This is a genomic window from Pedobacter humicola, from assembly GCF_056490705.1.
In genome coordinates, this window is sequence record NZ_JBWJIG010000004.1 from 174,083 (window position 1) to 188,858 (window position 14,776).

At 40.1% G+C, this 14,776-nt stretch carries 14 protein-coding genes; 5 read left to right on the top strand and 9 right to left on the bottom strand.

The features are described 5' to 3' along the window. Position 1 precedes the first annotated feature (1 nt). The 4 genes from AC04Q1_RS08675 to AC04Q1_RS08690 form a co-directional block, all read right to left on the bottom strand. Positions 2 to 745, bottom strand: a complete 744-nt coding sequence (locus AC04Q1_RS08675) for a zinc ribbon domain-containing protein (protein WP_478363723.1) — start codon at positions 743 to 745, stop codon at positions 2 to 4. Then, positions 745 to 1,842, bottom strand: coding sequence for a Nif3-like dinuclear metal center hexameric protein (locus AC04Q1_RS08680; protein WP_478363725.1), 1,098 nt, complete (start codon positions 1,840 to 1,842; stop codon positions 745 to 747). Before AC04Q1_RS08680 ends, AC04Q1_RS08675 begins: the two co-directional genes overlap by 1 nt. A 346-nt stretch (positions 1,843 to 2,188) precedes the next feature. Continuing rightward, positions 2,189 to 2,557: a TM2 domain-containing protein gene (locus AC04Q1_RS08685; RefSeq protein ID WP_055914323.1), complete on the bottom strand. Its 369-nt coding sequence runs from the start codon at positions 2,555 to 2,557 to the stop codon at positions 2,189 to 2,191. 5 nt (positions 2,558 to 2,562) lie between these two features. Further along, positions 2,563 to 2,865, bottom strand: a complete 303-nt coding sequence (locus AC04Q1_RS08690) for a DUF2752 domain-containing protein (protein WP_478363727.1) — start codon at positions 2,863 to 2,865, stop codon at positions 2,563 to 2,565. Positions 2,866 to 3,095: 230 nt separating this feature from the next. On the opposite strand from AC04Q1_RS08690, the gene mfd reads away from it, so the two are divergent. Beyond that, positions 3,096 to 6,434, top strand: coding sequence for a transcription-repair coupling factor (gene mfd, locus AC04Q1_RS08695; protein WP_478363729.1), 3,339 nt, complete (start codon positions 3,096 to 3,098; stop codon positions 6,432 to 6,434). 71 nt (positions 6,435 to 6,505) lie between these two features. Further along, on the top strand, positions 6,506 to 6,724 hold the full coding sequence (locus AC04Q1_RS08700) for a DUF3820 family protein (protein ID WP_478363731.1): 219 nt from the start codon (positions 6,506 to 6,508) through the stop codon (positions 6,722 to 6,724). A gap of 127 nt (positions 6,725 to 6,851) precedes the next feature. Here AC04Q1_RS08700 and AC04Q1_RS08705 read toward each other — a convergent pair whose 3' ends face one another. Then, a complete protein-coding gene (locus tag AC04Q1_RS08705; protein WP_478363733.1) occupies positions 6,852 to 7,568 on the bottom strand; it encodes a DsbA family oxidoreductase in 717 nt (238 codons plus the stop codon). A 93-nt stretch (positions 7,569 to 7,661) separates the two neighbouring features. Beyond that, positions 7,662 to 10,358, bottom strand: a complete 2,697-nt coding sequence (locus AC04Q1_RS08710) for a M14 family metallopeptidase (protein WP_478363735.1) — start codon at positions 10,356 to 10,358, stop codon at positions 7,662 to 7,664. Between the two features lie 163 nt (positions 10,359 to 10,521). Here AC04Q1_RS08710 and AC04Q1_RS08715 point away from each other — a divergent pair, with 163 nt between their 5' ends. Further along, complete coding sequence (locus tag AC04Q1_RS08715; protein ID WP_025141655.1) at positions 10,522 to 10,908, top strand: acyl-CoA thioesterase; 387 nt, start codon at positions 10,522 to 10,524, stop codon at positions 10,906 to 10,908. Between the two features lie 61 nt (positions 10,909 to 10,969). After that, positions 10,970 to 11,638, top strand: coding sequence for a class I SAM-dependent methyltransferase (locus AC04Q1_RS08720; RefSeq protein WP_478363737.1), 669 nt, complete (start codon positions 10,970 to 10,972; stop codon positions 11,636 to 11,638). 92 nt (positions 11,639 to 11,730) lie between these two features. Here AC04Q1_RS08720 and AC04Q1_RS08725 read toward each other — a convergent pair whose 3' ends face one another. From AC04Q1_RS08725 to AC04Q1_RS08735, 3 genes are read right to left on the bottom strand one after another with little or no spacing between them, the layout of a single operon-like run. Next, entirely contained in the window at positions 11,731 to 12,540 is an 810-nt protein-coding gene (locus AC04Q1_RS08725) for a phosphatidate cytidylyltransferase (RefSeq protein WP_478363739.1), read from the bottom strand. 47 nt (positions 12,541 to 12,587) lie between these two features. After that, a complete protein-coding gene (locus AC04Q1_RS08730) occupies positions 12,588 to 12,794 on the bottom strand; it encodes a putative signal transducing protein (protein ID WP_316845330.1) in 207 nt (68 codons plus the stop codon). Beyond that, positions 12,775 to 13,701 (bottom strand): lysostaphin resistance A-like protein, encoded by a 927-nt coding sequence (locus AC04Q1_RS08735; RefSeq protein ID WP_478363741.1) that lies wholly within the window; start codon positions 13,699 to 13,701, stop codon positions 12,775 to 12,777. Before AC04Q1_RS08735 ends, AC04Q1_RS08730 begins: the two co-directional genes overlap by 20 nt. 43 nt (positions 13,702 to 13,744) lie before the next feature. On the opposite strand from AC04Q1_RS08735, the gene dusB reads away from it, so the two are divergent. Continuing rightward, positions 13,745 to 14,752, top strand: a complete 1,008-nt coding sequence (dusB, locus tag AC04Q1_RS08740) for a tRNA dihydrouridine synthase DusB (protein WP_478363743.1) — start codon at positions 13,745 to 13,747, stop codon at positions 14,750 to 14,752. Positions 14,753 to 14,776 lie beyond the last annotated feature (24 nt).

Here is a 14,776-nt window from a genome sequence, read left to right on the forward strand (position 1 = left end):
GTTATGCTTCTGTTACTTCGTGAGTTAAAGCCTCATCAACCAAAATACGTCCACAGTGTTCGCAAACGATAATTTTTTTACGTTGACGGATATCCAACTGGCGTTGAGGCGGAATCTGGTTAAAACAACCTGAGCAAGAATCACGGTCGATCGTTACAACAGCCAAACCGTTGATTGCGTTTTTGCGTAAACGTTTGTAAGCAACCAATAAACGCTCATCAATTTGAGGTTCTGCTTTATCTGCCTTTTTTTGTAAATCCTGCTCTTCTTTTTCAGTTTCAGCAGTAATTACATCCAATTCACCTTTTTTCACTTCTAAATCCTTTTTTCTGCCATCCAATTCGCCTTTTGCAGCTTCATAGATTTCAGTTTTAGACGTGATTTCGAAACCGTGTTCTTTAATTTTCTTTTCAGAAACCTGGATATCTAAACCCTGAATCTCAATTTCTTTAGTTAAAGCATCGTATTCACGGTTGTTTTTAACTTCTTTTAATTGAGTATCGTATCTTTTGATGGCCGCTTGCGCATCCTTAATTGTATTTTTACGGGTTACGATTGAATCCTCAAGATCATCAAGTTCACCTTTGATTTTTGCAATTCTAGTTTCTAATCCTAAAACGTCATCCTCAAGATCGGCAACTTCCATTGGTAATTCGCCACGTACCTGACGGATCTTATCAATTTTTGTGTGGATATTTTGTAATTCGTATAAAGCCTTTAGCTTTTGTTCTACGGTTTGTTCCATTAAAACAAGTAATTTATGGGGTTTGTATTTTGCTCCGTTAAACGGATTGCAAAGTTAGTAAATTTTTTCTGAATAATTTCAAGCAATAAATTTGAGGTAAATTGTTCAGTTTCAAAGTGTCCGATGTCGGCAATGATCAGTTTTTCCTCTGCATCAAAAAACTCGTGGTATTTAAAATCTGCGGTTATAAAAGCATCTGCTCCGGCGGCTATCGCTTCTTTTAAAAGGAAGCTCCCTGAGCCTCCGCAAACGGCCACTTTTTTAATCCTTTTCCCAATTACCTCAGTATGCCTAACCACTTTAGCCTGCATCCTGTCTTTCACCAGATGTAAAAAATCATAGGCATCCATATCGTATTCCAGCCAGCCCACCATACCCGAGCCAACCAATTCGTGTTTATTTTCGAGTTTATAAATGTCATAGGCCACCTCCTCATAGGGATGATTTTCAAATAAGGCAACCAAAATTTTCCGTTCAGTCTGCGTTGGATAAACCATTTCAATGCGCACTTCTGCTTCGCGGTGACGAATACCTTTTTCGCCCACAAAAGGATCTGAATCTTCATTTCCTTTAAAGGTACCAAAACCGTCGGCATTGAAACTGCATTCGCTATAATTACCAATATTGCCCGCACCAGCATAAAATAATGCCGATCGCAATTGCTCGGCCTGCGCCTGTGGACAATATGTAACCAATTTTTTTAAAAGACCTGCTTTTGGCGAAAGTACTTTGGTTCCCGTTAAGCCCAGGCGCTCGCAAATCCTGGCATTCACACCAGTATGAATACTATCCAGGTTGGTATGAATGGCATATAGTGCAATATTATTCCGGATTGCCTTTAGCACCACGCGCTCCACATAATTTTTGCCATTAAGTTTTTTTAAGCCCTTGAAAACAATAGGGTGGTGGGTAATAATTAAATTGCAACCCGTCGAAATCGCTTCGTCCACAATTTTCTCTACGCAATCTAAAGCTACCAAAGCACCATGGATTTCCATATTCGGATCGCCCACTATCAAACCAGAATTATCATAATCTTCCTGATAATTTAACGGCGCTATGCTTTCTAGATAATTGGTAATTTCAGCTAATTTCATCCGATAAATATAAATAAAGCTCGCAGGTTTCGAAAATCTGCTCAGTTAAATTGATCCTAAACATTAATTATACTTCAACTTAGATGATCAATATATTTTGGAAAGCAGGTTTCTGTTCACTTCGGGGGCGACAGTCCTGCTACCGCTTCAAGTCCTCACTCGCTTCTCGCTCCAGGCTTTACGCTTTATCAGGTTTATTTGTCAAGAGCTGTAGTCCTTAACTAAAATAAAACAAAAAGCCCGTCCCAATATTAAATATGGACGGACTTTTAATATATAACTGGACGAACTTTAAAGATTGTTCTGTCCTGCTTTCCTAAAAAAGGATGCTATTAAGATGAAAGGTTTATTGGAACCCGCCCATTCTTACCATTTGCAAACTTTCAAAAACCATTTTCTGGTTGTGCTCAAAAGCAAGGGTTTTGTGGTTTACCACATCGATGATCGATCCGATAAAACATAAACCTGCGGTTACCAGGTATAAAATACCCATCCCGATCTGGCCGATGATGAACCTTTGTAAGCCAGGAACAGCAAATAAACCGATTAAACAGAAAATTAACATGTCTGATGGATTTTTCCTTTTGCTGCTGTAAACCATTAAGAAGTTACGCAACTGTTGCTCGGTTAATCCGGTTGTGGCCTGTTGTAAGTATGAAAATTCTTCTGGCGTTATGCCTGGTAACGACATTAGGGGTGATTGAAATATATCCATGGTTTCTATGTATTTGTGGTTGAAATTTTAAATCTTTTTTTATTTTTTATCAATGTGTAAATCCTATAAATTATAATCAAAAGCGCCGGAAACCCAAACCAATGTTCGGAAAAGCTTTCGGTAAACTCGCCATGTAAAATATGACTGATCGACCTGCCTATACCACATCCCGGACACCAGTCCTCAAAACCTAAATTGGCTAACGGACAAAGTGTGAAGTGATGCTCGTGGCTATTCGCTGTTGCCAGTAATACTAAAGCCGCTACCCAGAAAAAAAGTTCTAGTGGAAAGCTTTTAACGTACTTCATTGTTTCACTTTTTATATCATTTAGAGGCTACTGCGTTACCTTTGTTACATTGTTTTGCCCTTAATCGACGAATGGGGGATATATTTCGACCAAACGAGTAATGTAATCTAAGAATAAGATCTTATTTTCTTTCTTGTTTTGATTTTTACCTGCAACCTAGCCAAAAATAGTTAAAAAAACCTTTACACAAATTACGGGTTAATATTAAAAGATAAGCTTATTTTTGTGCCTTGAACATTCGCGATTTAATAAACAGATACAAAACCGACGATAGGGTAAGCCAGTTTACCAAAGCGTTGAACAGTACCAAAAACCCAAAGATACAATTAAAGGGATTGGTGGGTTCGGCCGATGCTATTGTTGCGCTTTCCTCTTATTTTCTATTACACAAACCCATCCTGTTCGTTTTGCCGGATCGGGAAGAGGCCGCTTATTTTCAATCCGATCTGGAAAGTGTGCTGGATAAACAGGTTTTATTGTTCCCCTCTTCGTACCGTAAATCTTTCGATTTCACACAGGTAGATACGGCCAATGTACTGGCCCGTGCTGAGGTTTTGAACGAGTTAAACCATGATTCGGAGTACGGTAAAATTGTGGTTTCCTACCCAGAAGCCATCGCCGAAAAGGTGATCGACCGGTCTGCCCTGGAAAAAAATACGCTGGAGATAAGCCTTGGGGTTAAACTAGGCATTGATTTTATTAATGAATTTTTAATTGATTACGATTTCGACAGAAGGGACTTTGTTTACGAACCGGGACAGTTTTCTATCCGCGGCGGTATTGTAGATATATTTTCGTTCTCTTCTGATCTTCCATACCGAATCGAATTCTTTGGCGATGAGGTAGAAAGCATACGCAGTTTTGAAATCGAAAGTCAGTTATCGGTTGAGGATGTTAAATCGTTAACCATTGTACCGAACGTTCAGGCGAAATTTTTAACCGAAAGCAATATCAGCATTCTCGATTATATCGATCAGGATACGCAGCTCTGGTTTAAGGATGTTGAGTTTACCCTCGATATCATTAAAGCAGGTTTTAAAAAAGCGGTTGAACTTTGGAAAGCTTTATCTGTGGCAGATAAAACACAAAACCCAGAATGGATCGACCCTAAGTTTGCCTTTACTGACGAAAAATTATTGGGCGACCATCTTCAGGATTTCCCGCTTATTGAGTTTGGCAAACAGTTTTTTTATAAAACGGATAACCGCTTCGAATTTGAGACCAAACCACAGCCTTCATTTAATAAAGATTTTAACCTCCTGATCCATAACTTAAAGGAGAATGAAAAAGCCGGAATCGTTAATTTTATTTTTACCGATTCGCCAAAGCAGATCGAACGCTTATATGCCATTTTAGAGGATATTGATAAAACGGCCAAATTTACACCGATCAACAGTATGCTGCGTGAGGGTTTTATAGACCCTCAGATCCAGACGGCATTTTATACCGATCACCAGATTTTCGACCGGTATTATAAATACAAACTGAAAAAAGGTTATCAGAAAAGCCAGGCCATTACCCTAAAAGATCTCAGGGAGCTAAAATCGGGCGATTATGTTACCCACATCGACCATGGGATCGGAAAATATGCCGGACTGGAAAAGGTAGAGGTAAATGGCAAGACCCAAGAGATGATCCGTTTAATTTACGCGGACAATGATCTTCTTTATGTAAACATCAACTCGTTAAACCGCATTGCGAAATATAGCGGCAAAGAAAGCGGTGTACCCAAGATGAATAAACTGGGTACTGATGCCTGGGACAAGCTCAAAAAAACGACCAAAAAAAAAGTTAAAGATATCGCCCGGGATTTGATCAAGCTCTATGCTTTACGCAAAACCCAGGCTGGAACCGCATTTTCGCCGGATAGCTATTTACAAACCGAATTAGAGGCTTCTTTTATTTACGAAGATACCCCCGATCAGTTAAAGGCTACCCAGGATGTGAAAAAGGATATGGAATCGCCACATCCAATGGACCGTTTGGTGTGCGGCGATGTAGGATTCGGAAAAACAGAGATCGCCGTACGTGCGGCATTTAAAGCGGTAGCTGAGGGCAAGCAGGCCGCCATATTGGTGCCTACTACCATTCTGGCCTTACAGCATTTTAAAACCTTCTCCTCGCGCTTAAAGGATTTTCCGGTTACGGTAGATTATATCAACCGTTTTAAAACCAGTAAACAGATTAAAGATACCCTGGCAGAAGCTGCAGCCGGTAAGGTTGATATTTTGATCGGTACACACCGTTTATTGAGCAAGGATGTAAAGTTTAAGGATCTGGGCATCATGATTATTGATGAAGAACAGAAATTTGGCGTTACTGCAAAAGAAAGGTTAAAAGCAGTACGTGTAAACGTTGATACTTTAACGCTTACCGCAACCCCAATCCCGAGAACGCTGCATTTTTCTTTAATGGGAGCACGGGATTTATCCATCATCAGCACACCTCCACCCAACCGGCAGCCGGTGAGTACAGAATTACATGTTTTTAATGATAAATTGATCCAGGAGGCCGTTCAGTTCGAATTAGACCGCGGCGGGCAGGTTTTCTTTATCCATAACCGTGTAAACGACCTGATGCAGCTGGGCGGCTTGATCCAGAAACTGGTTCCGAAAGCAAGGATTGGTATTGCTCACGGAAAATTAGACGGCGATCAACTGGAAGACGTCATGCTCGATTTCATCAATGGTGAAAAAGATGTTTTGGTTGCAACCACGATTATTGAGGCTGGTTTAGATATCCCCAATGCCAATACCATCATTATTAACCATGCACACATGTTTGGCTTGAGCGATCTGCACCAAATGCGTGGCCGGGTAGGCCGTAGCAATAAAAAGGCTTTCTGTTATCTGCTTTCACCTCCTTTATCTACCTTAACATCCGAAGCACGGAAACGCCTTAGCGCCATCGAAGAATTTTCTGACTTAGGCAGTGGTTTTAACGTGGCCATGCGCGATTTGGATATCCGTGGAAGTGGAAACTTATTGGGTGCCGAGCAGAGCGGTTTCATTGCCGAAATCGGTTTTGAGATGTATCACAAAATATTGGATGAAGCTATTCAGGAATTAAAAGAAGCGGAGTTTAAAGGATTATTCGAAAATGAACCGGCCCGTCCGTTTGTTGGCTTTACCCAGGTAGATACCGATCTCGAATTGTATATCCCTGATGCCTACATCACCAACATCACCGAGCGTTACAATTTATATACCGAGCTTTCTAAACTCGATAATGAAGCCGAGCTTGCTATTTTTGAAAAACATCTGGCTGACCGTTTCGGACCCGTTCCGCCACAGGTAAAAACCATGCTTAGCGTGGTACGTTTACAGTGGTTAGGTAAGAAATTGGGTTTTGAAAAAATAAGCTTCAAGAAAAACAGCTTGCGTGGGTATTTCTTAAGCGATAAACAATCTGCATATTTCGATTCAAATATCTTTACGAGAATTTTAACTTTTGCACAGAACCATCCACGTATGTGTAATTTAAAAGAGGTAAAAAACACATTAAGGATTGCTTTTGATAACGTAAGTACCGTTGAAGAAGCCATTCAAACTTTAGAACTTATCGACTAAAAAACATTAATTTGGTCAACGAACTGACTGAATTAACGTTTTTTATATTATCAGCACCTACCTAAAAACAAATGTTAGATCCCACCTTATTGCTCGATTTAGTCAAAATGCAAATGCCTTATGGAAAATATAAAGGTTATCTGATCTGCAATATCCCTGAAAGTTATTTGCTGTGGTATAAGGACAAAGGCTTTCCAAAGGGAAAACTAGGTGATTTGTTGGCGACTATGTTCGAAATACGGGTAAATGGCCTGGAGTATCTGTTAACGCCTTTGAAGAACCAGCGGTAATCCATCATTGCAGGAGATAACGTCATGTCGAGCGGAGGGAAACGAAGCCGAGAAATCTATGAAGGATTAGCTTCACAGATCTCTCCATTCCACTGAGTTGCAGTCGAGATGACGAAAAAGTACCAATCTATATCTCACAGCCGTTTTCATCACAAACCGCATCATTATTTTTATTTAATGGGGTCAGCGTTGTTTTGGGTTGCGTTTCTTTCCACTCGGTAAAACTTTGGGTAAGTGCATCAGTAAAGGCCTGAACAGGTTGAGCGCCAGAAACACCATATTTGCGGTCCATTACAAAATAAGGCACACCACGTATTCCCAAATTTTGACTTTCATAAATATCATAACGAACAGCCTCGGCAAATTCACTTCCATTTAAAACTCTTATGGCTTCCTCTTTATCCAAACCGATTTCTACAGCCAGATTAATCAAAACCTCGGTTTCGCCAATATTTTTACTGTTTACAAAATGGGCTTCAAATAATTTTTCTTCTGCCAAATCCTGAAGGTTATGTTTTGCAGCCAAATGGATCAAACGGTGTGCATTAAAGGTATTGGCGGGGATATTTGTATCAAAGTCTATGCTTAAACCTGCATTAGCAGCCATATCTACCACCTGTTTGGTCATTTGCTTGGCTTGCTCAACAGGCATTCCCTTGCTACGCGAAAGATAATCGTATATTGTTTCGTTATTCGTATTATGGTACTCTGGATTGAGCTGGTAGCTCTTCCAGTCTATTTCAATTTCATTTTTAAACGGCAATTTTTCTATCGCCTGTTCAAAATGTCTTTTTCCGATATAGCAAAACGGACACATTACGTCCGACCAGATTTCTACTTTCATAACACAAAATTAAGACGATTATAATTGGCTATAGTAAGCCCAAAGTAAAAAGCCACTATCGTTCAGGATAGTGGCTTCTCATTATAATGATCTTTATTGCTTATACAACTGATTAAATATCAGCTTAAAAGTACCATGGGTTTGTGCCCTGAAAGCGATTTCCGGTCCGAAAGCAAGCAACTTACCTTTACCCACCTTTGCCTCAAAAGCCGTAACGCCATCTTGTAAATAAGCCTGGCCCCAGGCCCAGCCACTACGCAATGGGGTCGCGTTTTCAAACCACATCAATGGTTTGATTTTGCCAGAGGCAATGGCGTCGCCGGTTAGTTTAAAAACAGGGCTATTGTCAAAATAGACATCAGCTTCTTTTTCCATCCCCCAGTTGGTTGGGAGCGTTGTATCTACACCCACATTTAAAACACTTCCCGGAACATAATATTTTTCGGCGGGTAATCTCTTTTCCTCTCCATTTACGATTTCGACCATCGCATTGCGAACCGGAAGGTTTAAGTGATAGGCCAGATTGGTACTGCTGCCAATGGTTACAATATTGCCACCTGCTTCTAAGAATTTTTTCAATTCAGGGATCGATTTGTCTGCAGTAATCCTGCCCAAACGATTTCTAAACTCTTGTGGAATTTCTTCTGCTTTTGGTCCGAAAGACCTGTTTCCAGCACCTCCCTGCACTGCCGGAATAGCCCCGCCTACAAAAACAATTACATCATACTTAGATTTTAAGTTGCCCGCATCGATATCCTGCGGATAAATTACAGTGGCATTATAATGGTATTGTTCCATTAAAAAACGCACCCATCCTGAGGCCATAGAACCTCCATAAGTATCCCATAGGGCAATTCTGGCTGTTGAGATTTTAATTTTACGCTTTGGAGCTGCTGCACTGTTTAATTTAATGTTGGCTTTTTCTAACACTGGTTTTCCCGCTGATGAAACATAAAAATCGCCATTCTCGGTGGAGCGGTAAACTTCTACTTTACTTTTCAACAGGTCGTTTACTGCAGTATAAGAATCATTTTGTGCTGCACTTAAAACATAAACCGAAGCACCTGGCAATTTATTTTCAACCTTCAATAAAGCACCATATGGGTTTTTCTCAAACGGACCCGAAAAATCGTCCAGAATCCGATCAAATTTAACATCCATCAAATAAGCGAGCGTCCATCCGGCGGCATCGTATGGCGGAATTGGAGCCCCTCCTTCGTATTTAAAATCGTTTGGGTGATCCTGAGGTTCGAACATATCTAAAACATGCGGCCGGAACGCCTGATCGGTTTTCACCACGTAACTTCCCTCCGGATAATTTTTACCTGCAACATTAAATGGCGCTGTCGCTTTTTGAACCACAATACCCGTTCTGATCAACGCATTTAAAAATTTAACGGCGGAATTAAAATCCGGCTGATCTGCCGATAAAATATACCCTCTTGGATCTCTGTTTAAGGGCGCTTTCATTACCGTATCAAAGGCTTTCATGCTAATCTGACGACGAGGCCCAAATTCGGCATCTCCACCTGCCATTGCGGTACTCTTTTCGCCTTGGGCGGCGTTATTAATGGCTTCTATTTTTTTAGGAGAGAAAGACCAGGTATCTTTTTTACCCCGCGCTATCGAATTTCGCCCCATCTGATAAATGTTATATAACAATTCATCACGATAACGTTGGGCATAACTTAAAACGGCATAATTTAAGGATACAGAATAGTCGATTGAGTTTTTAAAATACCATTTCCTTGGTGTAATCGGGTTTGGCGAATCTCCACTTGGCAGTAATCTCGCAGGAACAAGTGGGATTTCGGATGGCGTAGGGTTTCCGATAATTTCGGTCAAAAGGCCAATCATATTATGGAAATAGGTGGTGGTTCTTAAGCCTCCATTGTACCAGGTAGAATAAACGGATCCGCCACGCTGGGTATAACCAGGTTTATTTTCTACGTTCATTCTATTGTGCATAGCAGCACCAACTGCATCTAAACTGGTTAATATAGTCGGATCGAAAACATAATTAAATGGATCACGATAGGGAGGGCCTGCAACAACAGTTCCTGCAGGACCAGCCTGATGGTGGTTGTACATAATCTGGGGAATCCACTCTATAAAAAGCTGACGGCCAATATTCTGTGTTTCTTTGAGATTAAGCATAAAGAAATCTCGGTTATTATCATGTCCTGCATATTTTTCGTACAAAACAGGTAAACCAGATGTTGTTCTTTTTTTCTGATCTTTCTCACGCATATACCAATTGCTCACCAGCTCCTGTCCATCAGGATTGGCATGTGTAAACAAGATGATCACATTATCCAAAATGCGCAGGGTTTCAGGATCGGTTCTCGAGGCAAACTCATATATTGTTTGGATCAGCTGATGGGCACCAACAACTTCATTTGCATGCAAACCGCCATCTATCCATACCACCGCCTTACCTTCCTGCGCAAGCGCCTTCGCTTGCTCGGGGCTAATTTCGGCATGGGCCAGCTGTTGTGAAATTTCCTTATAACGTTCTAATTTCTTGAGGTTTTCGGGAGAAGAAACAATCAACATATATTGACTTCTGCCTTCTTCCGTTTTACCGATATCAACCAATTTAATCCGGTTAGAACTTGTGGCCAGTTTTTTAAAATAAGCTTCTGTTTGGGTATAATTGGCCAATTGATAGTCATCGCCGATATCAAAACCAAAATGAGATTTTGGAGAAGGCACCTCTTGTGCCCGCACAACAAAGCCATTTAATATTAAAAAAGCAAAGCAGAGCCCCTTAAAGTAGTTTTTTGTCATAAGAAGAAGTTTAGTTGGTAACCAAATATAATAGAGAATCGGTTTCAAAAACAGCCTGCTGTAAATTTGTTACAAGTGATTTAAGTTTGCATAGGAAAACGATGATATAATAATTCTTTAGTAGAAACTTGCCAAAGCTTTTTACAGCACCTATATTTAGCCCATGACCCTAGAAGAAAGAATAGAAAACTCTAAAACCAGCATTTTTAAAGCCGTTTTCCCAAATACAACTAACCATTACGATACCCTTTTTGGCGGAACCGCCATGCACTTAATGGATGAGGTTGCCTTTATTACCGCAACGCGCTTTAGCCGGCAGATTATGGTAACGGTAAGCAGCGACAGGATTGATTTTAAAAAACCGATCCCTGCAGGTACTATTGTTGAGCTGATTGGCAAAGTAAATCATGTGGGTAACACCAGTTTAAAGGTTAATGTAGAAATTTATATTGAGCAGATGTATGCTGAAGGGAGAGAACTGGCCGTTCATGGCGATTTTACCTTTGTAGCCATAGATGAAAATAAAAAGCCGGTACAAGTGATTAAATAATCTTGTAAACTTTGGCTAAAAAGTGATAAAAATCAACGATCCTAAATCTTTAAATTTGGTTATGGAACATCAGCACCCGGAAGAAGATTTAAAAAATATCGCTAGGCAATTAAGCTGCCCTGAAGGTGAACATGGCATTAAAACAGGCGAGATGATGCATGCCAATAATATTGGTATGACCAGTGCTGCTATTGATGCGCTAGATCTCCAAAATGACGAAATTATTTTAGAAATAGGCCATGGCAACGGCGGGCACATCGCTCAATTATTGGCAAAGGCTGAAAATATCAGCTACTTTGGTGCAGATATTTCAGAAACGATTATTGCTGAAGCGAAAAAGATCAATTCAGATTTCATTTCGAAAGGAAAAGTGCATTTTACACTGACAGACGGAAATCGTCTGCCTTTTGAAGATCAGCAATTCGATAAAATATTTACGGTTAACACCATTTATTTCTGGACCAATCCTGGTGAATACCTCAATGAGATTAAACGGACTTTGATACCAAACGGCATTCTGGCTTTATGTTTTGCCGACAAAAACTTTATGCAAAACCTTCCTTTTACCCCTTATGGCTTTACACTATACGAAGTAGAAAAAGTAATAGAATTATTGGAAGAAGCCGGTTTTACAATTAAAGATACCCTCAAAAAATTAGAGGTCGTTAAAAGTAAAACAGGAGAGCAGGTAGAGCGAGATTATTATGTTGTGATTGCGTCTGCCAATTAAATTTATAGTCCTCGTTTGTAACGAGGACTAGCGAGAATAGCGATTGTATCGCTTAACCACATTACGGATTTAAGGCTCGCACTAATCGCGAATTAATACAAAATCAGATATAAATAGGCATAAACCACAGGTGCGGCAAGCAAGAGCCCATCAAAACGGTCTAACAAACCCCCATGTCCGGGCAATAAACCCCCGCTGTCTTTGGTATCTAAACTGCGTTTAAGCATCGATTCTACTAAATCGCCCAGGGTACCAAAGCTTGCAATCAGCACGGCCATACCCGTCCAAACCCAGGCTGGATTTTCAGTGAATAGAAAAGATAAGCCAAAGGCAACCAAAACACTGGTGAACATGCCACCAAAAAACCCTTCCCAGCTTTTCTTTGGCGAATGGCGTTCAAACAATTTTCGCTTACCATATTTTACACCAAAAAGATAAGCTCCGGTATCGTTTGCCCAAAGCATTAACAAAAATGCCAACGGAAAATGAAAGTTATATTCACTCCAGTTTTTTAAGAAGCCAAGGGCATGAAAAAAACAAAAAGGGATAGTAACATATACAAAACCCACAAAGGTGTAGGAGATATTGGCAAATGGAATTTTATTCTTCTTATATAACTCAGTAATAAAAACCGAGAAAACCAGCGGGATACAGAGCAACAGGTATTTAACATCATATTTTAAATAATGTAACCCTGCGGCCATTAAAAAGATCAAAGATCCCGCTACCAAACCAATATTGCGGTGTGGCCTGATGCCAGAATTTTTGATTAGCTTGTAAAACTCGAATAAGGATAAAACACTTAAAACAAGATAGAAGATAGTAAAAGTATAGCTCCCCAAAAAGATAGAGCCAAGCATTATAATGGTAAAAAAGAAAGCGGTTATTGCCCTGGTTTTCATGTAAAAAATGTAAGATACGAGATATAAAATGGCTAAGGTTTAACTGCTTACTCAATTTCGTTTTCAACGATGTATTCTATGGCTTTATCGAAATCTACCTTATTTACCAAAACATTTATTTCACCAATATTATATGCGGAGAGCTGTTTATTCATCGTTACTGCCGGTATGCCGGCTTCTGTTAATCCCTGTTTTAATACCTCTGCCGCAAAGGCATCGCTGGTGGTATATACTTTAACCCAATTTTCGCTCACGTGTTGCGTTGTCTTTAAAAAATTTAAACAAAGCTATGGTAATTATTGCACTAATTAAATAGCCATACCAACGAAAACCGATAGGTTCATCAGCCTTGTCTAGTGGCATATGGTGCAATTGCATATAAAATGCCATGCAAACTGCGTAAGCGTTATTTAAAAAGTGTGCCAGCATGGCATACCAGATACTTCCACTATAATAATATAAATAACCAAAACCAGCTCCCAAAAGCATACGCGGAACAAAACCATAAAATTGAAAATGAATTGCGCTAAAAATAATTGCTGCGCTCCAAATGGCCACATGATGGTTACCCAGCATTTTTTGCAATGAACCCTGAAGCCCTGCTCTAAAAAACAATTCTTCACCAATGGCGGGCAATACCGCAATCATGATCAGATTAACTACAAAATCCCACTTGCTCCTTACAGTTATCAACTGAATGGTCATTTTCATCGCCTGCTGCTCCTTCGATTTCATCCAGCTTTCCAGGCCCTTTAAAAATTCGGGCAGTACCATTTTTTGATTAAACACAGCTGCCCACTCCATAATTGGCATACTCACAATCATGATCACAAAAACCAAAATAAAAGGAAGAAAGGTCGGTTTATTAAAACCATAAAAGGTATTAGGTTTTTGTCCTTCGGAGTAGGCTAAAACGATAGGAGGAAGAATAAACATCCCTATCGAACTAAAAATCTGGATGATCTTTAAGGCGGTTATAAACTTTGGATCCCCGCCCATAATTAGTCCAATCTCACCGAATATCGAAGTACCATATACAACCGCAATCACAATAAAGCCTAATAATGTGCAAATTACCGCTCCGGCAGCCCAGTAAACACAAAGTAAAAATATCTGTAAAAGTGGGTGGCTTTCTTTTCTGATGGGTGTTACAAAATTCATTATTTGTACCTTTGTATGTTTTATTAATCGTTGAAGATAGAAAATGTCTGTTAAGATAGGAAATATAGATTTAGGTGAGTTCCCGTTATTGCTGGCTCCAATGGAGGATGTAAGCGATCCGCCGTTCCGCTATGTGTGCAAAAAAAACGGGGCTGATATGATGTATACCGAATTTATTTCTTCGGAAGGTTTGATCCGCGATGCCGCAAAAAGTATCCAAAAACTCGATATTTTTGAATATGAAAGGCCAATTGGTATCCAGATTTTTGGTGGGGATATCGAACATATGCGCGAAGCTTCTGAAATTGCTTCTGCTGCCGGGCCAGATCTTGTCGATATTAATTATGGATGTCCGGTTAAAAACGTAGTCTGCAAAGGTGCAGGTTCAAGTTTGCTTCAAGACATTGATAAAATGGTAAAAATGACTGAAGCAGTTGTTAAAGCTTCGCATTTACCGGTTACTGTTAAAACACGCCTCGGTTGGGACGATAACACCAAGAACGTGTACGAAGTAGCAGAGCGCCTTCAGGATGTAGGTATCCAGGCCCTTACTATCCATGGCAGGACCAGGGCACAATTATATAAGGGCGTAGCCGATTGGTCGCTCATCCGCGAAATTAAACGCAATCCACGTATTAAAATTCCAATTTTTGGAAACGGCGATATCGATAGTCCCGAAAAAGCTGCAAACTGGCGCATGGAATATGAGGTAGACGGCATAATGATTGGACGTGCGGCTATTGGGTATCCATGGATTTTCCGTGAGGTAAAACATTTCTTTAACACCGGTGAACACCTTGCCGGACCAACTATTGAAGAGCGTATTGAAGTATGCCGTACGCATTTAGATAAATCGCTGGAATGGAAAGGCCCTAAAACCGGAATTTTCGAAATGCGCCGCCATTATGCAAACTATTTTAAAGGCTTACCCGATTTTAAACCATACCGCATGCGTTTAGTGGCAGAGCCAGATATCAACAACATTTACAGCATTTTAGAAGAAGTGGCAGAAAAATTTGCCGACTATGATGCCACCAGCGTAATGGCTTGATTTTTGAAAGGTTTTTTTATACAT